This is a genomic window from Burkholderia arboris (assembly GCF_038723655.1).
In the GTDB taxonomy this organism is placed as follows: Bacteria; Pseudomonadota; Gammaproteobacteria; order Burkholderiales; family Burkholderiaceae; genus Burkholderia; species Burkholderia arboris.
On the sequence record NZ_CP109822.1, the window covers coordinates 2,035,178 to 2,057,825 of the forward strand.

22 protein-coding genes are annotated in these 22,648 nt (G+C 69.4%); 12 read left to right on the plus strand and 10 right to left on the minus strand.

The features are described 5' to 3' along the window. Positions 1-17: 17 nt before the first annotated feature. Positions 18-1,064, minus strand: coding sequence for a sigma-54 dependent transcriptional regulator (locus tag OHZ10_RS26455; protein ID WP_342704813.1), 1,047 nt, complete (start codon positions 1,062-1,064; stop codon positions 18-20). 364 nt (positions 1,065-1,428) lie between these two features. Here OHZ10_RS26455 and OHZ10_RS26460 point away from each other — a divergent pair, with 364 nt between their 5' ends. The 4 genes from OHZ10_RS26460 (at position 1,429) to OHZ10_RS26475 (ending at position 5,147) form a co-directional block, all read left to right on the plus strand. Continuing rightward, complete coding sequence (locus OHZ10_RS26460) at positions 1,429-3,402, plus strand: hybrid sensor histidine kinase/response regulator (protein ID WP_342704815.1); 1,974 nt, start codon at positions 1,429-1,431, stop codon at positions 3,400-3,402. Between the two features lie 32 nt (positions 3,403-3,434). Then, positions 3,435-3,848: a BON domain-containing protein gene (locus OHZ10_RS26465; RefSeq protein ID WP_059240589.1), complete on the plus strand. Its 414-nt coding sequence runs from the start codon at positions 3,435-3,437 to the stop codon at positions 3,846-3,848. An 80-nt stretch (positions 3,849-3,928) separates the two neighbouring features. Next, positions 3,929-4,474 (plus strand): hypothetical protein, encoded by a 546-nt coding sequence (locus OHZ10_RS26470; RefSeq protein WP_342704818.1) that lies wholly within the window; start codon positions 3,929-3,931, stop codon positions 4,472-4,474. A 49-nt stretch (positions 4,475-4,523) separates the two neighbouring features. Then, complete coding sequence (locus OHZ10_RS26475) at positions 4,524-5,147, plus strand: DUF4142 domain-containing protein (RefSeq protein ID WP_256086402.1); 624 nt, start codon at positions 4,524-4,526, stop codon at positions 5,145-5,147. A gap of 6 nt (positions 5,148-5,153) precedes the next feature. Here the strand turns inward: OHZ10_RS26475 and OHZ10_RS26480 are convergent, their stop codons facing one another. From OHZ10_RS26480 to OHZ10_RS26490, 3 genes are all read right to left on the minus strand, one after another. Further along, on the minus strand, positions 5,154-5,657 hold the full coding sequence (locus tag OHZ10_RS26480; RefSeq protein ID WP_256086401.1) for a PRC-barrel domain-containing protein: 504 nt from the start codon (positions 5,655-5,657) through the stop codon (positions 5,154-5,156). A 59-nt stretch (positions 5,658-5,716) separates the two neighbouring features. Then, positions 5,717-6,148 carry a CBS domain-containing protein gene (locus OHZ10_RS26485; RefSeq protein WP_342704822.1) on the minus strand — a complete coding sequence of 144 codons (432 nt, stop codon included), beginning with the start codon at positions 6,146-6,148 and terminating at the stop codon, positions 5,717-5,719. A gap of 339 nt (positions 6,149-6,487) precedes the next feature. Beyond that, positions 6,488-6,736, minus strand: a complete 249-nt coding sequence (locus OHZ10_RS26490; protein WP_059240584.1) for a hypothetical protein — start codon at positions 6,734-6,736, stop codon at positions 6,488-6,490. Positions 6,737-6,879: 143 nt separating this feature from the next. On the opposite strand from OHZ10_RS26490, the gene OHZ10_RS26495 reads away from it, so the two are divergent. The 6 genes from OHZ10_RS26495 to OHZ10_RS26520 all read left to right on the plus strand — a co-directional run bounded on the left by OHZ10_RS26495 (position 6,880) and on the right by OHZ10_RS26520 (position 12,968). Beyond that, positions 6,880-7,179 (plus strand): hypothetical protein, encoded by a 300-nt coding sequence (locus OHZ10_RS26495; RefSeq protein WP_342704824.1) that lies wholly within the window; start codon positions 6,880-6,882, stop codon positions 7,177-7,179. Between the two features lie 93 nt (positions 7,180-7,272). Continuing rightward, on the plus strand, positions 7,273-7,470 hold the full coding sequence (locus OHZ10_RS26500) for a hypothetical protein (RefSeq protein WP_342704826.1): 198 nt from the start codon (positions 7,273-7,275) through the stop codon (positions 7,468-7,470). A 14-nt stretch (positions 7,471-7,484) separates the two neighbouring features. Further along, positions 7,485-7,796 carry a hypothetical protein gene (locus OHZ10_RS26505; RefSeq protein WP_059240581.1) on the plus strand — a complete coding sequence of 104 codons (312 nt, stop codon included), beginning with the start codon at positions 7,485-7,487 and terminating at the stop codon, positions 7,794-7,796. A gap of 203 nt (positions 7,797-7,999) precedes the next feature. After that, on the plus strand, positions 8,000-8,881 hold the full coding sequence (locus OHZ10_RS26510; protein ID WP_342704828.1) for a MipA/OmpV family protein: 882 nt from the start codon (positions 8,000-8,002) through the stop codon (positions 8,879-8,881). Positions 8,882-8,976: 95 nt separating this feature from the next. After that, entirely contained in the window at positions 8,977-10,671 is a 1,695-nt protein-coding gene (locus OHZ10_RS26515; RefSeq protein WP_342704831.1) for a VRR-NUC domain-containing protein, read from the plus strand. Beyond that, positions 10,668-12,968, plus strand: coding sequence for an ATP-dependent DNA helicase (locus OHZ10_RS26520; RefSeq protein WP_342704833.1), 2,301 nt, complete (start codon positions 10,668-10,670; stop codon positions 12,966-12,968). Before OHZ10_RS26515 ends, OHZ10_RS26520 begins: the two co-directional genes overlap by 4 nt. A gap of 24 nt (positions 12,969-12,992) precedes the next feature. Here the strand turns inward: OHZ10_RS26520 and OHZ10_RS26525 are convergent, their stop codons facing one another. Further along, complete coding sequence (locus OHZ10_RS26525; protein WP_059240577.1) at positions 12,993-13,763, minus strand: IclR family transcriptional regulator domain-containing protein; 771 nt, start codon at positions 13,761-13,763, stop codon at positions 12,993-12,995. A 115-nt stretch (positions 13,764-13,878) separates the two neighbouring features. On the opposite strand from OHZ10_RS26525, the gene OHZ10_RS26530 reads away from it, so the two are divergent. After that, positions 13,879-14,493, plus strand: a complete 615-nt coding sequence (locus tag OHZ10_RS26530; protein WP_342704836.1) for a hypothetical protein — start codon at positions 13,879-13,881, stop codon at positions 14,491-14,493. 88 nt (positions 14,494-14,581) lie between these two features. Here the strand turns inward: OHZ10_RS26530 and OHZ10_RS26535 are convergent, their stop codons facing one another. Together OHZ10_RS26535 and shiA are read right to left on the minus strand one after the other, a co-directional pair. Continuing rightward, positions 14,582-15,883, minus strand: coding sequence for a UDP-N-acetylglucosamine 1-carboxyvinyltransferase (locus tag OHZ10_RS26535; RefSeq protein ID WP_059240575.1), 1,302 nt, complete (start codon positions 15,881-15,883; stop codon positions 14,582-14,584). A gap of 204 nt (positions 15,884-16,087) precedes the next feature. Then, on the minus strand, positions 16,088-17,395 hold the full coding sequence (gene shiA, locus OHZ10_RS26540; RefSeq protein ID WP_342704837.1) for a shikimate transporter: 1,308 nt from the start codon (positions 17,393-17,395) through the stop codon (positions 16,088-16,090). A 357-nt stretch (positions 17,396-17,752) separates the two neighbouring features. Between shiA and OHZ10_RS26545 the strand changes: the two genes are divergently transcribed. Then, a complete protein-coding gene (locus OHZ10_RS26545) occupies positions 17,753-18,880 on the plus strand; it encodes a 4-hydroxyphenylpyruvate dioxygenase family protein (RefSeq protein ID WP_174992185.1) in 1,128 nt (375 codons plus the stop codon). Positions 18,881-18,918: 38 nt separating this feature from the next. Here OHZ10_RS26545 and OHZ10_RS26550 read toward each other — a convergent pair whose 3' ends face one another. From OHZ10_RS26550 to OHZ10_RS26560, 3 genes are all read right to left on the minus strand, one after another. After that, positions 18,919-20,154 carry an NADH:flavin oxidoreductase gene (locus tag OHZ10_RS26550; RefSeq protein WP_174992184.1) on the minus strand — a complete coding sequence of 412 codons (1,236 nt, stop codon included), beginning with the start codon at positions 20,152-20,154 and terminating at the stop codon, positions 18,919-18,921. 252 nt (positions 20,155-20,406) lie between these two features. Further along, positions 20,407-21,531 carry a bifunctional 3,4-dihydroxy-2-butanone-4-phosphate synthase/GTP cyclohydrolase II gene (gene ribBA, locus OHZ10_RS26555; RefSeq protein ID WP_342704839.1) on the minus strand — a complete coding sequence of 375 codons (1,125 nt, stop codon included), beginning with the start codon at positions 21,529-21,531 and terminating at the stop codon, positions 20,407-20,409. Continuing rightward, positions 21,528-22,466 (minus strand): alpha/beta hydrolase, encoded by a 939-nt coding sequence (locus OHZ10_RS26560; protein WP_342704840.1) that lies wholly within the window; start codon positions 22,464-22,466, stop codon positions 21,528-21,530. The genes ribBA and OHZ10_RS26560 overlap by 4 nt, the downstream gene beginning before the upstream one ends. Between the last annotated feature and the right edge of the window lie 182 nt (positions 22,467-22,648).

Sequence of the window (22,648 nt, forward strand, 5' to 3'; positions counted from 1 at the left end):
GGGCGCGGCCGCGCCGCTCAGGAGCGGCCGCCGTCGCGCATCAGCGCGAGCCGGTTGTAGAGCGTCTTCAGGCTGATGCCGAGCGCCTTCGCCGCGCGCGGCTTGTTGCCGTCGAAATGGCGCAGCGTCGCCGCGATGAAGCGCTGCTGCGCATGATGCAGCGTCGCGCCGAGCGGCAGCGCCATCGCGCTCTCCGACGTGCGGTCGAGCGGTATCGTCTGCTTCGGCAGCGCGACGTCGATGCCGTCGTCCGACAGGATGTACGCGCGCTCGATCGCGTTGTGCAGCTCGCGCACGTTGCCGGGCCACGGGTACGCGCGCAACGCCGCGATCGCCGCGTCGGTCAGTCGTTTGTGCGAGCTGTGCCGCGCGTTCAGCGACTCGACGAACTCCTGCGCGATCGTCTCGACGTCGCCGTCGCGCTGGCGCAACGGCGGCACATAGAGCGCGAACGCGGCGAGCCGGTAGAACAGATCCTCGCGCAGCCGGCCGTCGCGCACAGCTTCGGCCGGGTTGTGGCGGGTGGCCGACACGATGCGCACGTCGAGCGGAATCGGCTCGGTGCCGCCCACCCGCACGATCGCATTCGACTCGATCGCCCGCAGCAGCTTCACCTGCAGCGCCGCGGGCATTTCCGCGATCTCGTCGAGCAGCAGCGTGCCGCCGCGTGCAGCTTCGAAGAATCCTTCCCGCTGCGCGATCGCGCCGGTGAAACTGCCTTTCTCGTGCCCGAACAGTTGCGACTCGGCAATATCGGGCGGGATCGCGCCGCAGTTCACGGGCACGAACGGGCCATCGCGCCGCGCACTGAGATCGTGCAGCCGGCGCGCGACGATATCCTTCCCGACCCCGCTTTCGCCGGCAATCATCACGCTGGCGCGGGTCGGCGCGATCTTCTCGATGCGGCCGATCAGCATGCGCATCGCGGCGGAACGGCCGGACAGCCGGCGTCCGTCTGCGCGTTGCTTCGACCGGTTTGCGGTTTCAACCATCGGTATCGGGGGGAACGGCGGGCCGTTTTGAAAATCGGCATCGCACGTTCCGTTCATTGCAATATTTATCATCGACAGCGAAACGACCGCGAAGGTGCCGCTGTATAGAAAATTCCAATGTGTGCAGCGGGGACGGAAGAGGGCGTCCATCGGTCTTTTCGCGTACGGAGCCGTACCGGTGCGTTTTTACAGAGACCCGATGAAAAAGCCGGTCACGGCCGCATTGCGCCGGGAGGGCCGGCGCCGTCGATCGCTGCAGGCCTTTCCTTGCCCCGACGGACACCCGGCGCGACGCACCGTCCGGCCATTTGGCGCCCGCGCCGGGCATAGCGTTTGCTGATGCCACCAAGCCCGCCCGGCACGCTCGACGGCATGCCGGATGGCCGACACACGGCGTGACGCCGTGCGACGGGAGCCGGCGCGAGGCAAGGATGCGATGAGGAACCTGACCCGTGAGCTGTTACGGCAGGGTGCATGGGTCGTGCTGGCCGTCGGGCTGGCGTCCGCGCTGCAGGCGTGGGCGATTCGCGCCGTCGGCGAGCACGCGCCGTTTGCGCCGCTGCCTTTCTATGCAGGCGTGGCCGCTGCCGCATGGCTGACGTCGTTCGGCGGCGGCCTGGCCGCGATCGGCGCGAGCGTGGCCGTGATCGGCACGCTGTGGTGGCGCGATATCCCGCCGGCCGCGCTGCTCGTGCACGCCGGCACGTTCGTCGCGACCGGTTTCGCCGAGTGCGTGCTCGTGATGACCGTGAAGCCGCTGCTGGCGAACGATCGCCTGCATGCCATCGATGACGACGGCGACGACGCCGAACGCGCGCCGCATCGCGAACCCGTGCCCGCCGCGCGCGTGCCGGACGACAGTGTGTTGCGCCGGGTGGTCGACGCGTCGCCCGATGCGATCGTCGGCGTCGATGCCGCGCGGCGGATCACGAGCTGGAATCCGGCTGCCCGGCGGATCTTCGGCATCGACGCGGCGCAGGCCGCCGGGCGCGACGTCGCCACGATGATCGCGCCGCGCTGGTTGCGGCGGTATCCGGTGCCGGTGTCGTTCGCCGACATGCAGGCGCCGGTCGGCCCCCTCGACGTGCTGTGCGTGCGCAGCGGCGGCGGCCGGTTCCGCGCCACCTTCGCTGCTTCGCCGATCGTCGATGCGCACGGCAACTGCACGGGCCTGTCGATGACGTTGCGCGAAGCGCGCGAACGCCGCCGCGGCGAGCGGCGCGACCTGCGCCGCGCACGCGATGCGCGCATGCAGGCCGACGCGTCGAACCGGCTCAAGGACGAGTTGCTGGCCACGGTGTCGCACGAACTGCGCACACCGTTGAACGTGATCTACGGCTGGGTCGAGGTGCTGCGCAACGTCGACGGTCACGGGCTCGCCGAACAGGCGGTCGACGCAATCGATCGCAGCGCGCGGTCGCTGTCGCTCATGGTCGCCGACCTGCTCGACGCGTCGTCGCTCGCGACGGGCCGGCTGCGCCTCGAACGCGTGCCGGTCGATCTCGTGCGGGTCGTGGGCGATGCCGCGCGCGAACTCGACGCAACGGCGCAGGCGAACGGGCTCGAGCTGTCGACCGAGCATGCGATGCCGACCTGCGTGATTCCGGCCGACGGCGAGCGCGTGCGCCAGGTGCTGTCCAACCTGCTGTCGAACGCGATCAAGTTCACGCCGCCAGGCGGACGCATCACCGTGTCGCTGACGCGGGCGGGCGAGCGTGTGCGGCTGTCGGTCGCCGACACGGGGCAAGGCATTGCGCCGGAATACCTGCCGCACCTGTTCGAGACATTCAGCCGGCCCGAGGGCGCGTTCGCGTCGCCGAAACGCGGGCTGGGCCTCGGCCTGTCGATCGTGCGCAACATCGCGCAGTTGCACGGCGGCGACGTCGTCGCGACGAGCGAGGGCGCCGGGCGCGGGACGACCGTGACGGTCACGCTGCCGGCCGGCTGGGACACCGACGATCCGGCCGGGAATTTCGCGCGCCCCGCAGGGGCCTCGGACACGCTGACGCTCGACGGCCAGCGCGTGCTCGTCGTCGACGACGACGCCAGCTCGCGCGCGAGCCTCGCCGTGGCGCTCGAAACGATGGGCGCGCAGGTGTCGACCGCGCAATCGGGACACGACGCGCTCGATGCAGTGGCCCGGCATCCGCCGAGCGTCGTGCTGTCGGATCTCGCGATGCCGGACGGCGACGGTTTCTGGCTGCTCGACCGCATCCGCCATTTGCCGGACGGCGGCGGGCATCTGCCGGTCGTTGCCGTCACCGCGCATGCCGGCAACGCCGACCGCCATCGCGTAATGGCCGCCGGCTTCGACGCGTATCTGTGCAAGCCGGTCGACATGCCGACGCTCGCGAGCGTGATCGTCGACGTCGCGCCGGACGATGCGCACGGCGGGAAAGGGCGCGGCTGAGCGCCCGGTCACACTGGAGCAAAGGAGGCCCGATGGATGCAACGAAAACCATGCGGCGCGACGGCACGGGCCGCAAACCAGCTCGACCGAAGCGCATGACGCCGGTCGTGTCGATCGCGAGCATGCTGATGCTGTCGTGTGCAGGGTTCGCGGCGGCACCCGGCCAGGCATCGGCCGAGGAAGGCGTCGGCGCGAAGCTCGCGAACCAGGCGTCGGCGGTCGGCGGCCAGATCCGCGACGCGACGCTCGCGTCCCGTGTGAGGGCGGCGCTCGTCGCTGAACGCGGGCTGGCGTCCGGCGACATCGATGTCCAGGTTCGCCATCGCGTCGCGGAACTCACGGGCAGCGTGCCCGACGAGCGACAACGTGCGACCGCGCTCCGCGTCGCGCACGACGTCGACGGCGTGAGCGGCGTGCGCGACAGGCTGCAGATCCGCCGGAAGTAACGGGATGCGCGGGGCAGCGCCAGGCCGAGCGGGCATCACGCGCCCGCGGCCCGGCGTGTCGCCGGGCAGGAGGGCGTGACATGGACACCATCATCGCGGGCCGATTTTCGCGGCTCGAGCAGGCGGAACGCTGCGCGGAGCAACTGCGCGGCCACGTCATGCAGCGTGACGACGTCAAGGTTTTCTTTCTCGATCCGCCTGGCCAGCACGCGCTGTTCCGGCTCGGTGGCGATGCCTGTGCAGACACCGCCGCGCGGCCGGGCCGCATCGGTGCGCTGGAAGGCGTGGCCATCGGCGCGCTCGCCGGGCTTGCCGGAGCCGCGCTGCTCGACCTGGGTGGGCTGCATTCGCCGCACGTGTGGATCGGTGTGCCGCTCGTCGGTGGTTACGTCGGCGCATTGCGCGGTGCGCTCGGCAGGATGCGCGGCGATGCGCCCGAGGGCCACGGCGCGCTGAAGCAGCGCGAGAACGGCGTCGGGCTGGCCGCGCATGTGACGCGGCGCACGATCGCGTTCGCGGAGCGGACGATGCTCGCGGCCGGTGCGCTGTCGGTGGAGCGTACCGAGGGCGCATGGCACAACGACGCATGGACCGATTTCTTCTCGTCGTCCCGGCGGCCCGCGTGACGGCAACCCGCGCGGCCGGCCCGCTGCGTCGCGAGACCGGGAGGCCCGAATGACAACGAACCGGAAGAGGCGCCACGGTCGCCGCCGGGCGGCAATCGCACTGGCGGCCCTCGTTGGCGCCCTGGCCTTCGCGCGTTCGCACGCGCAGACGCCGCCCGTTTCGTCGGTGCAGGTCGCACCGGGTATCGTCCGCCCCGGCACGACCGCCGACGAGGCCGGCATGACGCAGCGGCCGACCGGCATCGATGCGGAGTTCGTCGACAAGGCCGGCATGCTCGACAAGGTCGAGCGGCAGGCCAGCCAACTGGCGCTCGACCGCTCGTCGAATCCTGACGTGAAGGCGTTCGCGCGCCGGATGGTCGACGATCACGCCCGCATCGCCGGCGATTTGCGGCAGCTCGGCACGCAAAAGGGCGTGCCGGTCCAGGCGCGGATGCTGGTCGATCCGGCCGTCACGGCGTTGCGAACGAAGGATGGTCATGCGTTCGACGCGGCGTATGTTGCGCTGGCGGGCCCGCGTGCTCACGAGTCGGCGATCCGGCTCTACGAAACCGAAGCGCGAATCGGCCGCGACCCGCAGCTGCGCGCATTCGCGGCCGGCACGCTGCCGACGCTGAACGCGCATCTGGCCGCCGCGCGGCAACTCGCGCGGACGATCGCGGCCGCGCACTGACCCGCGTCAACGTTGCCGCTTGCCGTTCTCGGGACCGTCCGGCGACGCCTCGTGCGGTGGCGAGTCGAGCGCCGTTTCGCCTTCCTCGATCAGCCAGTACGGCGCACTGCCGTAATACGCGTGCAGCGCGCCGGCCCAGTCCGGATCGGCCATCGCCGGCCAGCGGTCGCGGTCGAAGCCGGGTGCGTCGCGCACGTGCGCGGTCGCCACCGGCAGCACGAAGCATTTGCGCTCGACGTCGAGCACGAGCGCGTTCCACGGCACCGCGAGCAGCTTGTCGCCGAGCCCGCGCACGCCGCCCGACCCAACCACCGCATACGCGATCCGGCCGGATCGCACGTCGAGCATGATGTCGGCGACGTTGCCGATGTCGTCGCCATCCATCGTCAGCACGCGATCGCCGACGAGCGTGCGGGCCGCCATCACGTCGGGCCCGGGGCCGCTGCCGGCCGCACCGCGGCGTTCGCCGACGATGCGCGTGTCGTCACGCGGCATTCTGTCCGTTGTCATCGAAAACCTCCTGGTCGAAGCGGCACCGCGGCGGCCCGCGCGAAACGAGCAGGCGCCGGTCAGCGCCGCCGCGGCAGCGACACGTCCTCGAGCGTATTGGCCAGTTCGTCGCGCTCGGGGCCGCCCGCGCGCGTCGCGATGTCGCCGAGCGACACCATGCCGACGAGCCGCAGGCCGCGGTCGAGCACGGGCAGGCGATGCAACTGCACATCGGCCATCCGCTGCTGGACGTCGCCGACACCGTCATCCTCGACGCACCACTGCACGGGCGTGGACGCGACGGCCTGTACGGGTGTATCGGGCGAATGGCCGTGCGACAGCCCGCGTATCGCGAGATCGCGGTCGGTCACGATCGCGACGAGTCCGGTGCCGTCGCAAATGGGCAGCACACCGATATCGAAGCGCTGCATCAATTCGGCCGCATGCCGAATCGTGTCGGTCGGCGCGACGCACACCACGTCGCGCGACATGATCTCGTTGACGCGATACATGAGCGCCTCCTTTGTGAGCGAGACGATTCGGGAGCAGATTGCGTGCCGCGCGCGCGCCGTGCACGCCGGGCCTCGACGGCCGGGCGACGGAGAAATTTGCCAGCCCGCTTGTACATCTTCCACGGCGGCAGCCATGGGCGGGCGGTGCGGGACGTCAGTGGCCGATGCCCGTCATCACGACGATCACCAGTACCACTGCGCTCTCGATGGCGGCCAGTGCAGCGACGCCGGCGGCGCCGCTGATTTCATGCCATCTGCGTTCAAGGCGTTTCATCGGTTCACTCCGGATTGCTCCGGCGCGCGCATGCGCCGCCGCGCACTGCGGGCCGGTTGCCGCCGTCAGCCGTGATCGCGGGGCGGTGAAGGGACGTGCGGCGCGCGACGGTCCTGCTCGCCGGACGGTCTGGCGGGGTCGATACGGGTCGCGCCGCCCACGGCGGGCGGGTCGCTGGCCGGAAACGTCTCCTCGAGGCCTTCGTCGATGCGCTCCTCCGTCTTGTCTTCGGACGGCGGGCGGGACGTGGCGATCCGGAGCAGTCCGGCAGCCGGTGACACGGCGTCGTGGCGGCCGGTGGCGTAAACGGTCATGGTCGAACCTCCTTGGTCGTGACTGCAGGCGCAAGCGCCGTGCCGGCGACGCAGCAGCGGCACGACGCTCGCGCGCCGGGGGCGCCGGGCCGGTACGCAGGCCATGCGTCGCGCGCCGTCGGCATGGACGAGAGGACATCGTGATGCATGCATCCAGGGAAAGGATACGTTACGACGCGAACGTATGCAGCGGCGATTTCGGCCACGTGCGCGGGCGCTTCGACGCGTGGAAGCGTGAATCGCGGGTCTGTCGGCCCGAGCGGCGCCTGTTCGACGGCAGGGACGGAGGACGCGAACTGACCGACACCGTCTACGACGGCCCGGAGCGCGCACAGCGGGCGCTCGCCGCGCAATGCGTGCCGTCCGCCGGGTTCGCGCTCGCGGTGCCGCTGACCGCGGACGGCCGCGCGATGTGGCCGGTGATGGCGGCCTACGGCGACTGAACGCGCCGGCCGATGTTCACGATGCGGCAGCGGGCACACCGCTTGCGCGCGATCGCGACGCCATCGAGAGGCGCGCCGTCGCGCAGGAGTGACATGAAGATGCGATCCACGCTGCACCGCCCCGAGCCGACGACACCCGACGTCGACCCGGACCCGCCGCCGCCCGGGCACGACGATCCGGTCGATCCGCCCGTGCCCGAAGGGTTGCCGCAAGGCGACCCGCCGTCGCATCCGCCGCCGATGCGGATGCCGGGCGGGAGCGGTGCGCCACAACCGCCGCACGAACACTGAAAAGGAGGACCGTCATGGACATTCACGTGCAATCGCCAGACAAGCGCGCGATCGCTCAGGTGCTGGGCCGCTATTTCGAATCGCGTTCGCTGCGCTATCACATCGAGGAATTGCCGGGCGGCGTGCTGCAGATCGGCTTTCGCGCCAGCGGCCGCCCGGTCGCCGTCACCGTTTCGTTCGACGATGCCGCGTACGACACCTATACGCACTGGGACGCCAGCCAGAAACAGCTCGCGCTCGGACGGCTCGCCGACGGCTTCACGCGGATGATGTCGTCGCGCAGTCCGGCCACGCCGGCTGGCGACTATCACGTCGAACGTTTCTGATTCCGCAATCAACGACCGTCTCATGCCGGAATCCGGCAATGTGCCCGCCCACAACGGGCGCTTTGCGTCTGCGCGCGTGTCGCGTAGGATGTCCGTTAATTCAGCGCACGCTACGTTCGCGCAGCAGGCTGCCCGCTGTTGCAGCCGATGAAGCGCGACGCGCTTTCCTTCAGGTTCGTTTCGCGCAACCGACGGAGACCGCCTTGACCACAGTTGCTCGCCCGTTGCTGTCCCCCGGCGCACGCCGGTTCGTATCCGGCCTGTCGGCATGCGCGGCGCTCGCCGCGGCCGGCGCCCGCGACGCGTCGGCCCAGACACCTTCGCCGCTCGGCGAGTGGCAATACTCGGCGGGCGTGCCGCTCGAGAAACTGTTCGACCCGACCATCTCCACCTGGCAGGTCAGCGTCGGCGCCGCGATGACGCTGCAGCCGCGCTATGCGGGCTCCGACCGCTATCGCGTGATGGGCGGCCCGAATTTCGACATCCGCTATCGCGACCTGTTCTTCCTGTCGACGGGCGAAGGGTTGGGCGCGAACGTGCTGCGCGGGCCGAACTGGCGCGTGAGCCTGTCGGTCGGCTATGACCTCGGGCGCCGCTCGGCCGACGATCTCGGCCACCTGAACGGCCTCGACAACATCAATGCGGCACCCGTGATGAAGCTGGCGGCCGATTACGTGATCTCGAAGGAATTCCCGCTGGTGCTGCGCGCGGACGTCCGGCGCAGCATCGGCGGCTCGAACGGCTGGACCGGCGATTTCTCCGCGTACATGCCGATGCCGGGCAGCAACGAAAACTTCTTCTGGTTCGCCGGGCCGACCGTGTCGTTCGCCGATTCGCGTTACATGAACAGCTGGTTCGGCGTGAGCCAGGGCGCCGCCGCGCGCTCGGGGCTGCCGGCCTACTCGTCGGGAGCGGGGATCAAGTCGGCCGGCCTCGGCATGACGATGGTGTGGTTCGTGAACAAGCACTGGTTCGTCACGATGGACGGCGCGATCGAGCAGCTCGTCGGCCGCGCGGCGCGCAGCCCGATCACGCAGCAGTCGACCAACGGCGTGTTCGACATGTCGGTGAATTACCAGTTCTGACCGGGGCGGGCAGCGGGGGGCAGATGCCGCACACGGCATCTGCCGTCACATTTGATATGATTCGAACCTGTACAAATGTACAGTGATCGATTTCCGTGACGCCTGCCTCGCCGACGCCCCCGGCGTTTTACTACCTGACCAATTTCGAACGCGCGCTGGCCTGGCTCGGCGAGCGTTACGACGACCTGTTCGACGCGCACGAGCACGCGTTCGTCCGGCAGTTCGCGACCTTGCCGCAGGCGTCGCGCGCGCTGCTCGTGCGGATGCTGATGCGCAACGGGTCCGACTTCCGCGCCAGCAAGCTCGTGTACGACGAAATCGGCTGCACGCTCGACGCGGCCGCGCCGCTCGTCGAACTCGGCTGGGTCGACCCGGCGCCCGCACTCACGCTCGACGAATTGTTCGCGCTGTCGACCAAGGCCGACCTGCTGCGCATCTTCCCGGCGCTCGCCGCGCATGCGGGCGAGCGCAAGCCCGAATGGCTCGAGCGGCTGCGGCCCGCGCACGACACCGCGCAGCCGCTCGACGCGTGGTGCGCGCAGGCCGGCGACCGCGTGCTGCGCGTGACGGTCGGCGCGCTGTGCGACCGGCTGCGGCTGATGTTCTTCGGCAATCTGCATCAGGACTGGAGCGAGTTCGTGCTTGCCGATCTCGGCGTGTTCCAGTACGAAAGCGTGCCGATCGCGCCGTCGTCGCGCGCGTTCCAGCAGCGTGGCGACGTCGACGCGTATCTCGCGCTGCAGATGTGCCGCGACGCGCTCGACGTGTGGCCCGACGATCTGCCGTTCGACGACCTGATGCGCGCGATCGACGCGGCCGGCTGCGCACAGCCGTGGCTCGCGACGCGCCGTGCGAAGCTGCTGTTCGCGCTCGGGCAGACCTGCGAGCGCCGTGCCGACTGGGATGCCGCGCTCGACGCGTACGCGCGCAGCGCGTGGCCCGGCAGCCGCCACCGGCGCATCCGCGTACTCGAACGCGGCGGGCGCGACGACGAGGCGCTCGCGCTGGCGCTCGATGCACGCGCCGGTTTCGAGAGCGACGAGGAACGCCAGCGCGTCGAGCGCATGCTGCCGCGTCTGCAGCGCCGCGCCGGCCAGCGCGTCGAACGCGCGGCCGCAGCGGCCGACGTGCCGCGCGAGACGCTCGTGCTCACCCGTCCCGACGCGTTCGTCAGCGTCGAATTCGCGGTGCGTGACCATCTCGCGGAGCCCGCTTCGCCGGTCCATTACGTCGAAAACACGCTGATCAACTCGCTGTTCGGGCTGCTGTGCTGGGAGCCCGTGTTCGCGGCCGTGCCCGGCGCGTTTTTCCACCCGTTCCAGCGCGGCCCGGCCGACCTGCACGCGCCCGATTTCGGCGCGCGCCGGGCGGCTGCATTCGACGCATGCTTCGCGCAGCTCGATTCGGGCGCGTACCGCGACACGATCCGCCGCCATTTCGCGACGAAGGCGGGGCTGCAATCGCCGTTCGTGTTCTGGGGCGTGCTGACCGACACGCTGCTCGACGAAGCGCTCGCGTGCCTGCCGCCCGAGCACCTGCGGCTGTGGTTCACGCGCCTGCTCTCCGATATCCGCAGCAACCGTTCGGGGCTGCCCGATCTCGTCCGCTTCTGGCCCGGCGAACGCCGCTACGAGCTGATCGAGGTCAAAGGGCCCGGCGACCGCCTGCAGGACAACCAGACGCGCTGGCTCGCGTATTGCATCGCACACGGCATGCCGGTGCGCGTCGTCGATGTCGAGTGGGCCGGCGAGGGCGTCGCGTACGCCGAAGCGGCAGGGCTGTCCGCATGAGCTACGTCGTCGCGGTGCGGGCGATGTGCGAGTTCACCGCGCGGCGCGGCGATCTCGACCTGCGCTTCACGCCCGCGCCCACGGCGCTCGAAGGCATCGCCGGCCACGGCGCGGTCACGTCGAAGCGCGGCGCGCGCTACGAAACCGAAATCGCGCTGACGGGCACGTGGGGCACGCTCACCGTGCGCGGCCGCGCGGACGGCTACGATCCGGTCGCGAACCGTCTCGAGGAAATCAAGACCTACCGCGGCAGCCTCGACGCGATGCCGGACAACCACCGCGCGCTGCACTGGGCACAGGCGAAGGTCTATGCGCACCTGATGTGCGACGCGCGCGGCCTCAAGGAAATCGACGTCGCGCTCGTGTATTTCGACATCGTGTCCGAACGCGAGACCAAGCTGACGGAAACGCTGGATGCCGGCACGCTCGCGACGTTCTTCGCCGAGCAGTGCGCGTGCTTCGTCGGCTGGGCCGAGCGCGAGACGGCCCATCGCGCGGCGCGCGATGCGGCGCTGCGCGCGCTCGCGTTTCCGCACGGGCGGTTCCGCAGCGGCCAGCGCGAACTGGCGGTCTCGGTCTATCGCGCCGCACGCGACGAACACTGCCTGATGGCGCAAGCGCCGACCGGCATCGGCAAGACGCTCGGCACCGTGTTTCCGATGCTGAAGGCGTGCGGCGAGGGCGAGCTCGACCACGTGTTCTTCCTGACCGCGAAAACGCCCGGCCGCGCGCTCGCACTCGAAGCGGCGACGACGCTCGGCGCCGGCACGCCCGCGCTGCCGTTGCGCGTGCTGGAACTCGTCGCGCGCGACAAGGCGTGCGAGCATCCGGACAGCGCGTGCCACGGCGAATCGTGTCCGCTCGCGAAAGGCTTCTACGACCGGCTGCCCGCCGCGCGCGATGCGGCGATCGAGGCCGGGCTGCTCGATCGCGATGCCGTGCGTACGGCCGCGCTCGCGCACGACGTCTGTCCGTACTACCTGTCCCAGGAACTCGCGCGCTGGTCGGACATGGTGATCGGCGACTACAACTACTACTACGACGGCAGCGCGATGCTGCATACGCTCGCGCAGCAGAACCAGTGGCGCGTCGGCGTGCTCGTCGACGAAGCGCACAACCTGCTCGACCGCGCGCGCAAGATGTACAGCGCGTCGCTCGATCCGTTCGCGTTCGCGGCCGCACGCGAAGCCGCGCCGACGGCGCTGCGCAAGGCATTCGACCGGCTCGCCCGCGCGTGGGGCACGGTCAATCGCGCGCAGACCGAGCGCTATGCGGCCTATCCCGATGTCCCGGGCCCGATCGTGTCGGCCGTGCAGAACCTCGTCGCGGCGATCGGCGAACACCTGACCGACGCGCCGCGCGCGAACGGCGACGCGCTGCTGCGGTTTCATTTCGAGGCGATCCAGTTCGGCGTGCTCGCCGAAGCCTTCGACAGCGCCTCGATCTTCGACGCAACCCTGCATGGCGAGCCGATGCCGCGCCAACCGGCGCTCGACGGGGTCGTATCGGCGCATCGACGCCGCCGCGTCCAGTCGACGCTGTGCGTGCGCAACGTGATCCCTGCCGGTTTCCTGGCGCCGCGCTACGACGCCGCGCGCGCGACCGTGCTGTTCTCGGGCACGCTGAGCCCGTTCCATTTCTACCGCGACACGCTCGGGCTGCCCGGCGATACGGGCTGGCTCGACGTCGACGGGCCGTTCCGCGCCGAGCAACTGACGGTACGCGTCGCGAGCCACGTGTCGACGCGCTGGCGCGACCGCGACCGGTCGCTCGAGCCGATCGCCGACCTGATCGCGGCGCAATACGCGACACGGCCCGGCAACTACCTCGGTTTCCTGAGCAGCTTCGACTACCTCGGGCGCGTGGTTGCGCTGATGCAGACGCGCCATCCGGACGTGCCCGTGTGGGCGCAGGCGCCCGGCATGGCCGAAAGCGAGCGCGACGCGTTTCTCGCGCGCTTCGACGCAGGCGGGCGGGGCGTCGGCTTCGCGGTGCTGGGCGGGGCGTTTTCGGAAGGTGTGGACCTGGTCGGCGAACGGCTGATCGGCGCCTTCATCGCGACGCTCGGGCTGCCGCAGGTCAACGACGTCAACGAGCAGATGCGGCAAGCGATGGAGGCGCGCTTCGGCAACGGTTACGACTACATGTACCTGTATCCGGGCTTGCAGAAGGTCGTGCAGGCTGCCGGGCGCGTGATCCGCACCGAGCATGACGAAGGCGTCGTGCACCTGATCGACGACCGTTACCGAAGGCGCGAAGTGCGCGACCTGCTGCCGCGATGGTGGCGAATCGGGTGACGGTCAAGGCGAGGCCGCCTGCCGCTACAGCACGTTGAGCATCGCGAGCGCGGCTTCCTGCAGATGTGGCAGCACACGCCGCACGGCCGCGTCGGCCGTCTCCGCGCCGATCGGCATGTTCGTGCTCAGCGCGGCGACCACTTCGCCGTGACGGTTCTTCAACGGCACCGCGATCCCGCGCACGCCGACCTGCAATTGCTGTTCGATCGCCGCGAAACCGGCGTCGCGCGCCTGGTCGACCTGTTCGAGCAGGCGCGCCTTGTTGGTGATCGTGTGCGGCGTGAACGGCGGCAGTTCGGTGTCGTCGAGCCACGCGCGCACGGCTTCGCGATCGGGATGATGGGCGAGCAGCACGACACCGGGCGACGTGAGCGGCGCCGGCACGCGCGCGCCGAGCACGAAGCCCGTCGTCATCACCCGCGACACGCCGTTGCGTGCGATGAACACCAGTTCCCAGCCGTCGAGCACGCTCACGTACGCCGATTCGTTCAGCGACGCGCTCAGTTGCTGCAGATAGGGCTGGACCGTGCGCGGCAGCCGCGCCGAATCGAAGTACGACCAGCCGACCCGCAGCACGCGCGGCGTGAGGCCGTACAGCTTGCCGTCGGTGTACACGTAGCCGAGCGATTCGAGCGTCAGCAGGTAGCGCCGCGCGGCCGTGCGCGTGAGGCCGGTGCGCGCGGCGGCCTGCGTGGGCGTCATGCGCGCGTGCTGGCTGTCGAAGGCTTCCAGGATCATCAGGCCTTTTTCGAGGCCGGCAATCCAGTCGCGTCGGTCGAGATCGGGCTTTTTCATCGTCAGGTCGCTGAAGGCTGGTGTGCGGTGAACGCGCAGAATCGGGCGATTATCGCGCAGATCAACCACGCTGGCGAAGCCGCGCTAGAATCGCCGGTCCGACTGGAACAGAACAATGACAATCCGAGAATCCGCCCTGGCCGTGCTCGTCGCGGCCGTGCCGCTGCTTGCCGCGGCGAACCCTGCGACTACCGGCGCAACACTCCCCAAACCGGCCGTCGACATCCGTGCGTGGCCGCGCATGACGTCGCCCAGGTTCGGCTGCTACGTCGAAACGGCGCTCGGCTATCGTGACAAGCGCTTCAATTGCGCGCTGAAGAAGTACCGGAACACCGGCGACGCGTGCAAGAACACGAAGGCGTACTACGAAGGCCCGGCGTTCCCCGACCGGCTCGCGGCCAGCGTGCATCCGCTCGCGACGAAGGTCGACCTGAACTGGGAGCATGGCGAGCTGCAGATGGTCACGGTCACGCTGAAGGGAACGTGGAACGCGGCAGAGGTGCGCAAGGCGTTCGGGCTGCCGCGCGCGGAGGGGAGCAAGCTGACCGAAGCGGAACTGCGGTCGCAGCCGGGCAACGTGATGGATACGAGCGTCCAGTATCCGTCGAACGCGCTCGATGAAAGCCTCGCGAAACGCCCGAGCAACCCTGCACGCGGCACGACGGCCGTGATGCTTTACGGGTTCGACCACATGGGCGCCGGTGACGTCGATTGCGGGGAAGGCGGGTAACGCGGGAGAGGAGCGGCCGGCGCAATGGCCGGCCGATTGCGGGGGCGCCATGCGACGCTTGCGTCACGTGAGCGGCCCCGTCAGGGATTTACTCGCTGCTCGTCCACTCGACGTTCGCACCGACCGAACGCAGGTTTTCGACGAAATGCGGATGCGCGCGGCGGATCGGCAGCGCATTCATGATTTCCGAACGGCCTTCGATGCTCGCGGCCACCATCAGCAGCGCGATCGCGACACGGATGATGTACGGGCTCTCGACGCGTGCGGGCGTCAGTTGCAGCCCGCCGAACGTGATCAACCGGTGCGGATCGGACAGCAGCACGTGCGCGCCGAACTTCGACAGTTCGCCGGACCAGCCGAGCGCGCCGTCGTAGACCTTGTTCCAGAACATCGCGCTGCCTTCCGCGCGCACGCCGAGCGCGATGAAGATCGGCAGCAGGTCGACCGGCAGGTACGGCCACGGCGCCGCTTCGACCTTGGTCAGGATGTTCTGCGTGAACGGCCGGCGCACGCGCAGCGGGCCGTCGCGTTCCGCACGCGACCAGCCGTCGCTGTGCGTGACGTTGACGCCGAACTTCGCGAACGTGCGGTCGATCAGCGGGAAATGTTCGGGCGACGAGTTACGCACGGTGATGTCGCCGCCGGTGATCGCGCCGAGCGCGAGGAACGTCGCGATCTCGTGGAAATCCTCGGCGAAGCGGAACTCGCCGCCGCCGAGCTTGCCGCCGCCCGTCACGCACAGCCGCGACGTGCCGATCCCCTCGATCGTGACGCCGATCATCGCGAGAAACTGGCAGAACTCCTGCACGTGCGGCTCGGACGCCGCGTTCATCAGCGTCGACGTGCCGCTCGCGGTCGTCGCGCACAGCGCGAAGTTCTCGGTAGTCGTCACCGATGCGTAGTCGAACCAGTGATCGTTGGCCGTCAGCGGGCCGTCGGTACGGACGATCAGCGAATCGGGCGTGCGCTCGATGTGCGCGCCGAAACGCTCGAACACCTCGACGTGCGGGTCGATTTCGCGCACGCCGAGCGTGCAGCCTTTCACGTCGTTCTCGAGGCGCGCGACGCCGAAACGCGCGAGCAGCGGCGGAATCAGCATGATCGACGAGCGCATCGCCTCGGGCAGCCGGTGGACGGCCGGATCGAACTTCGTGTTGCGATGGTGGAGTTCGAGCAAACCCGTCGTGAAGTCGACCGACACATCGCTGCCGAGCGTGCGGAAGATGTCGAGGATCTTGCGCACGTCGGTGATGTCCGGCACGCCGATGAGGCGCAGCGGCTGATCGGTCAACAGGGTGGCGCACAGAATCGGCAGGACGGCGTTCTTGTTCGCGGACGGCTTGATGTCCCCGCGCAGCGGAGTGCCGCCGTGGACGATGAGATTCGACATGATATGGGGGCGTATCGGTGACTGACGTAGGCCCATATGATGCCATTGGTCGGCCGGCGGCGTGGAATGTTCAGAGGGGAAAAGGGGGATCGGGGGCGTGCGATTGACAGTGTTTGACGTCGCCCCTGCGCTGCAGCAGGTCGATTGCCTGCCGGCGTGGAGAATGGGCCGGCCGCGAGTCGGGCCGGCCACGCGCTCATTCCGTCACTGCGCCGCGCGCATCCGTGCGGCGACCGCCAGCGAGATCAGGCAGCCCACCGCGAGATAACCGGCGACGAAGTGCCACGACCCGCCCGCCAGGCTGACGAGGCCGACCGCGATGAACGGCGTGAACCCGCCGCCGACGACGCTCGCGAACTGGTAGCCGACGCCCGCGCCGCTGTAGCGGTATTCGGCGCCGAACAGCTCGGTGAACAGCGGCTGCTGGACGCTCACGACCATGTCGTGCGCGGCGTTCGCCAGCAGGATCGAGAAGATCACGATCCACGCGATCGACCGCGCTTCCAGCGCGACGAAGAACGGCACCGCGGACGCGACGCCGATCACCGCGCCGATCAGGTAGATGCGGCGCAGGCCGTAGCGGTCGGCCAGCCACGCGAAACACGGGATCGTCACGCAGCTCACCGCGCCGACCAGCAGGCCGATGTTCAGGAACAGGTCGCGCGACATGCCGAGGTTCGTCGTCGAATAGCTGAGCGCGAACGCGGTGACGATATACATCGTGAACAGTTCGGCGAGCCGCAGCGCGATGATCAGCAGGAACGCCTTCGGATGGCGCGTCAGCGCTTCCAGCACCGGCAGGCGCAGCTTGCGGTTGCCGTGCTCGACCTTCTCGACGAACTCCTGCGACTCGTCCATGTTCTTGCGCACCCACAGCCCGATCAGCACCAGCACGATGCTGAACACGAAGGGCAGGCGCCAGCCCCACGACTTGAACGCGGCCTCGCCGAGCGTGTGGCTCAGGATCGATACGATGCCGGTGGCCAGGACGAGCCCGACACCGTAGCCGACCTGCACGCCGCTGCTGTAGAACGCCTTCTTCTGCTTCGGCGCGCTCTCGACGGCCATCAGCGCCGCGCCGCCCCATTCGCCGCCGACCGCGAAACCCTGGATCGCGCGCATCAGCACCAGCAGCACCGGCGCCCACCAGCCGATCGTCGAGAACGCCGGCAGCAGGCCGATCGCGACCGTCGACAGCCCCATCAGCATCACGGTCAGCACGAGCATCCGCTTGCGGCCGAGCCGGTCGCCGTAGTGGCCGAACACGACGCCGCCGAGCGGCCGGAACAGGAAGCCGACGCCGAACGTCGCGAACGCCGCGAGCGTGCCCATCGTGGGGCTGACTTTCGGAAAGAACTCGGAATTGAATACGAGCGCGGCGACGATCCCGTACAGCAGGAAGTCGTACCAGTCGACGACGGCGCCGACGAAGCTGCCGATCGCGGCCTTGCGGGCCTGGCTGCGCGCGCGGGCGCCGGCGGCGTCGTCGAGGGTGTCGAAGGTTGGGGTCATGGCGGTGTCTCCTGGCACGGCGCATCGTGGAATCGTGGCGGCGCCGCGTCCGATGCTGCATTGAAGTCGATGGGTGAACGGAGAATAGGGCGCGCGCCGCACGGCGGCAATTGGCCAATCGGACAAAATGCGCGATTATCGTTCAAGTTCGTGCGATTATCGAACGCTTTCCGGGTTTGCACTAGGCGGCGCGACGATATCCCGTTCGGCCAGGGTGTGCCGCCGTGAACGATCTGGTTAAAATCTGCAGCATCGACAATTCGCCCGTTCGGGGCGGATGCGCGGTCGCCCCGTCGGCCGCGCATGCCGCACGCGACGGGCGCCTTCCCCATCGACCGCCTGTCCCCGGAGACTGGAATGCCCGGCAATTCCCACCCCCTGTCCAGCGATACGCCGCCCGTCGCCGATCCGGCCGCCAATCCGCTCGGGATGGCCGGCCTCGAATTCGTCGAATTCGCGGCGCCCGTGCCGGAAGCGCTGGCCCAGCGCTTCGGGCAACTCGGGTTCAAGGCGATCGCACGGCACGTCAGCAAGAACGTCACGCTGTACCGGCAGGGGCAGATGCATTTCCTGATCAACGCCGAGCCCGATTCGTTCGCCGCGCGCTACGCGGAGGAATACGGGATGGGCGTCTGTGCGATCGGGCTGCGCGTGGCGAGCGCCCGGCGCGCGTTCGAACGGGCGATCGAGCTCGGCGCGTGGGCGTTCGAGGGCGAAAAAGTGGGTGTCGGGGAGCTGAAGATCCCGGCGATCCAGGGCATCGGCGATTCGCACCTCTATTTCGTCGACCGCTGGCGCGGGCGGGACGGCCAGCGCGGCGGCGTCGGCGACATCTCGATCTTCGACATCGATTTCCGGCCGATCGACATCGCGACCGCGCATACCGACCTCGACTGCGTGGGCGTCGGCCTGCAGCAGGTCGACCACTTCACGCAAACCGTCGGCGCGGGGCGCATGCAGGAGTGGCTGGATTTCTACCACGACCTGCTGCATTTTCGCGAGATCCACGAAATCGATGCGCACTGGCATGTGTCGGAGGAATCGCGCGTGATGGTGTCGCCGTGCGGCGCAGTGCGGATTCCGGTCTACGAGGAAGGCACGCGGCGCACCGAGCTGATGCACGCATACCTGCCCGATCACCCGGGTGAAGGCGTGCAGCACGTCGCGCTGGCCACCGACGACATCCTGTCGTGCGTCGATGCGCTGCGCGCGAACGGCGTCGAATTCATCGAGCCGCCGGCACGCTACTACGACGACGTCGATGCGCGGCTGCCGGGGCACGGCCTCGATCTCGACGCACTGCGCCGCCGCGCGGTGCTGGTCGACGGCGAAATCGGCAGCGACGGCGTGCCGAGGCTGTTCTTCCAGACCTTCGTCAAACGGCTGCCCGGCGAGATCTTCTTCGAGATCGTGCAGCGCAAGGGGCACCACGGGTTCGGGGAAGGCAACCTCGCGGCGCTCGCCCGCGCGCGCGACGCCGGCTGAGCGGTCACGGCGCCCGCGTTACGCGTCGCATCCAGACGTCAAGCGCCGGCGGCCGGCACGCGGTTCGGCGCGGGGTCGTTCGGCTCGCGCAGCACGCACGCGGTGCCGCCGGGCGTGTACATCGACACGACGCAGCGGTTGCACGACGTGCAGCCCGATTGCACGAGCCTGCCGTCGCGCAGTCCGTTGACGAAACCCGGTTCGAACACGAGCGCACGCGCGAGCGCGACCGCGTCGAACCCTTCACGCATCGCCCGTTCGACGTTGTCGCGCGAACGCACGCCGCCGAGATACGCGAGCGGCATCCTGACGGCCGCGCGCACCTGCTTCGAATGCTCGAGGAAATACATCTCGCGAAATGCGCCCATCTTCGGTTCGGTGAGCTTCTGCAGCGTCATCGCGGCCCGCACGATCGCGTTGTCGGCATTCGCACGCGCGTCGCCGGGCAACGGGCTGCCGAACAGTTGCCACACCGATTCGACATTCATTCCACCGCTCAGCACCAGCAAGTGCGCACCTTCCGCTTCGAGGCGCCGCGCGATCTCGCATGCGTCGTCGGCCGTGCCACCGCCGCGCACGCCTTCGGTCACGCCGATCTTGCAGACCACCGCGAGATCTCGACCCACCGCGTCGAGCACGCGGCGCAGCACCTCGACCGGGAACGCTGCCCGGCTCGCCGCGTCGCCGCCGTATGCATCGCGGCGGCGGTTATACAGCGGTGACAGGAACTGGCTCAACAGGTAGCCATGCCCCATGTGGATCTCGACCGCGTCGAAGCCTGCGTCACGTGCATGCCGGGCCGCCTGCGCGAATTCGCCGGCGATCGTCGTCATCTGGTCACGCGTCATCGCCTGTTTCAGGAAACGGCCGCTCATCACGCCGACCTTGTTGAAGCCGCCCGACGCGCTCAACGGCCGTTTCGTCGACAGCGACGGCAGGAACGTGAAGCAGCCGCCGTGCGTGATCTGCGCGGAAGCGGCCGCACCGTGGCGATGAACGGCATCGGTCAGCGCGCGAAATTGGCGGACCGTCGGCACGTCGAGCCGTGCCTGGTCGACGAACGTGCGGCCATCGTCGCTGACCGCGCAGTACGCGACGGTGGTCAGCGCGGCGCCGCCTTCGGCAATGCGCTCATGAAAGCCGACGAGCGCACGCGACGGCACGCCGTTCGGCGTCATGCCTTCGTTGGTGGCGGACTTGATCAGGCGGTTGCGCAGCGTCAGCGGGCCGATCTGCAGCGGGCTGAATGCGGTCGTGAGGTCGGCAGATTCCATGAGGGCGCGGGCGTCGGCAATGGGCACGGCGACCATTGTGAGGCGGTGGTGCGGGCTCGCATCGTCCGGGTGGATGAGTCATGGCGCGGGGCGGCGGCAAGCCGGCATCCCGCTGGACATGAACGTCGGCATGCGTCGGCGACATACCGACCCGAGGCGGTATTTCGCGAAAACAAGCGATAGCCTGTCGAGCGTCCACCCGGCCGACCATCCCGCATCAGGCGTCGCGCACGACGCCCGTGCATCGACGCATCAAGCGGCCCGCAGCGGACTCCCGTGCCCGCCCCGTGCGCTTTCCGGATCGTCGTCCCCGAGCGGGATGAACGCCATGATCTCCAGGTCGTGCCCCGACAGCGCCGGCAGCCGGAACGGGCTCGACAGCACGTTCAGCCGCCGCACGCCGACGTCGCGCAGGATCTGCGATCCGATCCCCGTCACGCGCCCGTCGCGGCGCACCGTGCCGGATGGCACCCGCATCGCGTCGCCGCGCATGTCGCAATCGAGCAGCACCGCCACCCCGCAACCGGCCGCGTCGATGCGCTGCAGCGCCGCGTGCAACGGCCACGAATGCGCGGACGGCTCCGCGTCGAGCAGGTCGAGCAACGAATGGCATTCGTGCACGCGCGTCAGCACGGGCGTCGCGGGATCGGGTTCGCCGCGCACGAGCGCGAGATGCGGTGCGCCGTGCACCGCGTCGCGATACTCGATCGCGCGAAACCGCCCCCACGGCGTATGCAGCGGCCGCTCACCGACGCGCTCGACGAGCGATTCGTGCTCGCGGCGGTAGTGGATCAGGTCGGCGATCGTGCCGATCTTCAGCCCGTGATGCGCGGCGAACGTCTTCAGCTCCGGCAGGCGCGCCATCGTGCCGTCGTCGTTCATCACTTCGCAGATCACCGACGCCGGCGTGAGCCCGGCCAGCGCCGCGAGATCGCAGCCGGCTTCCGTGTGACCCGCACGCACGAGCACGCCGCCCGGGCGCGCGGCGATCGGGAACACGTGGCCGGGCTGCACGAGATCGTCGGGGCGCGCGCCTTCCCGCACCGCCGCGCGGATCGTATGCGCACGGTCGGCCGCCGAAATGCCGGTCGTCACGCCTTCGGCCGCCTCGATGCTGACGGTGAACGCGGTGCCGAACGGCGTGCCGTTGTGATCGGCCATCGGCGGCAGCCGAAGTTGCTCGCAGCGCTCGGCGGTCAGCGTCAGGCAGATCAGCCCGCGCCCGAAGCGCGCCATGAAATTGATCGCGTCGGGTGTCACGTGATCGGCGGCGATCACGAGATCGCCTTCATTCTCGCGATCCTCTTCGTCGACGAGCAGGACCATGCGGCCCGCACGAAGCTCGTCGACGATCTCCAGCGTGCTGGCGAGCGTCATTGCGCCTCCGTGGCGTCGAACGCGCGGCGCAGCGCGGCGGCGCCGTACGTCAGCACGCGATCGGCCGCGTCGACGGCGCCGAGCATGCTCGCGAAACCGTGCAACTGGCCCGGCCAGCGCACCAGGGTCACCGGTGTGCCGGCCTGCGCGAGGCGCAGCGCATACGCTTCGGCCTCGTCGCGCAGTGGATCGAATTCGGCGCTGACGATCGTCGCCGGAGCAACGCCCGCGACGTCCGGCGTGGCGAGCGGGCTGGCGAGCGGCGACGCGCGATCGGCGCCGTCGTCGAAGTAGTGATGCTTGAACCAGCGCATCATGTCGGCCGTCAGGAAAAAGCCGTCGCCGAGCGATTCGTACGAAGGATGCTCGGTCGCGCAATCGACGACCGGATACAACAGCAACTGGTGAGCGATCGCGACGCCCGAGTCGCGCAGTTGCAGCGCGGCGACCGCCGCGAGATTGCCGCCCGCACTGTCGCCGGCCACGGCCACCGCACCGGCACGCGCGCCGAGATCGCGTGCGCTGGCCGCCGCCCAGCGCACGGCGTCGCATGCGTCGTGTGCGGCGGCCGGGAAGCGTGCTTCGGGCGCGAGCCGGTAGTCGACCGACAGCACGAGCGTACGCGCGCGCCGCGCGAGGCTGCGGCACAGGTTCGCGTGCGAATCGATGCCGCACGACACGAAGCCGCCGCCGTGGAAGAACACGGTCAGCGGCAAGGGTCCGTCGGCGTCGGGCCGATACAGCCGTGCGGACAACGGGCGGCCCGATGCCGGGATCTGCCAGTCCTCTTCGGCGGCAATGGTGTCGCCGGGCGCGAAGGCGCCGCCCGCGGCGAGACTCGCGCGGTACGCGGGAACGGTGAGCTGCGCGAAATCGATCGCGGGGGCCTGGGCGAATGCGGCAAGCAGCGCCTGCGCCTGAGGGTCGAGCGGCATGGGAACTCCTGTCTGAATCGGAAGCGGTCTGAATCAGGTAAACCCGTGTCGCGGTTTTCCCTGAGTCCGCGCCGGATGCTTGCCGGCACGGCCTGACGGGCATTCCAGCGCAGCAGGCAGGGCGCCACATCATCCGATTGGACGATGGTTCGTCTGCGCGAATGACCAATTCTCACCATTCA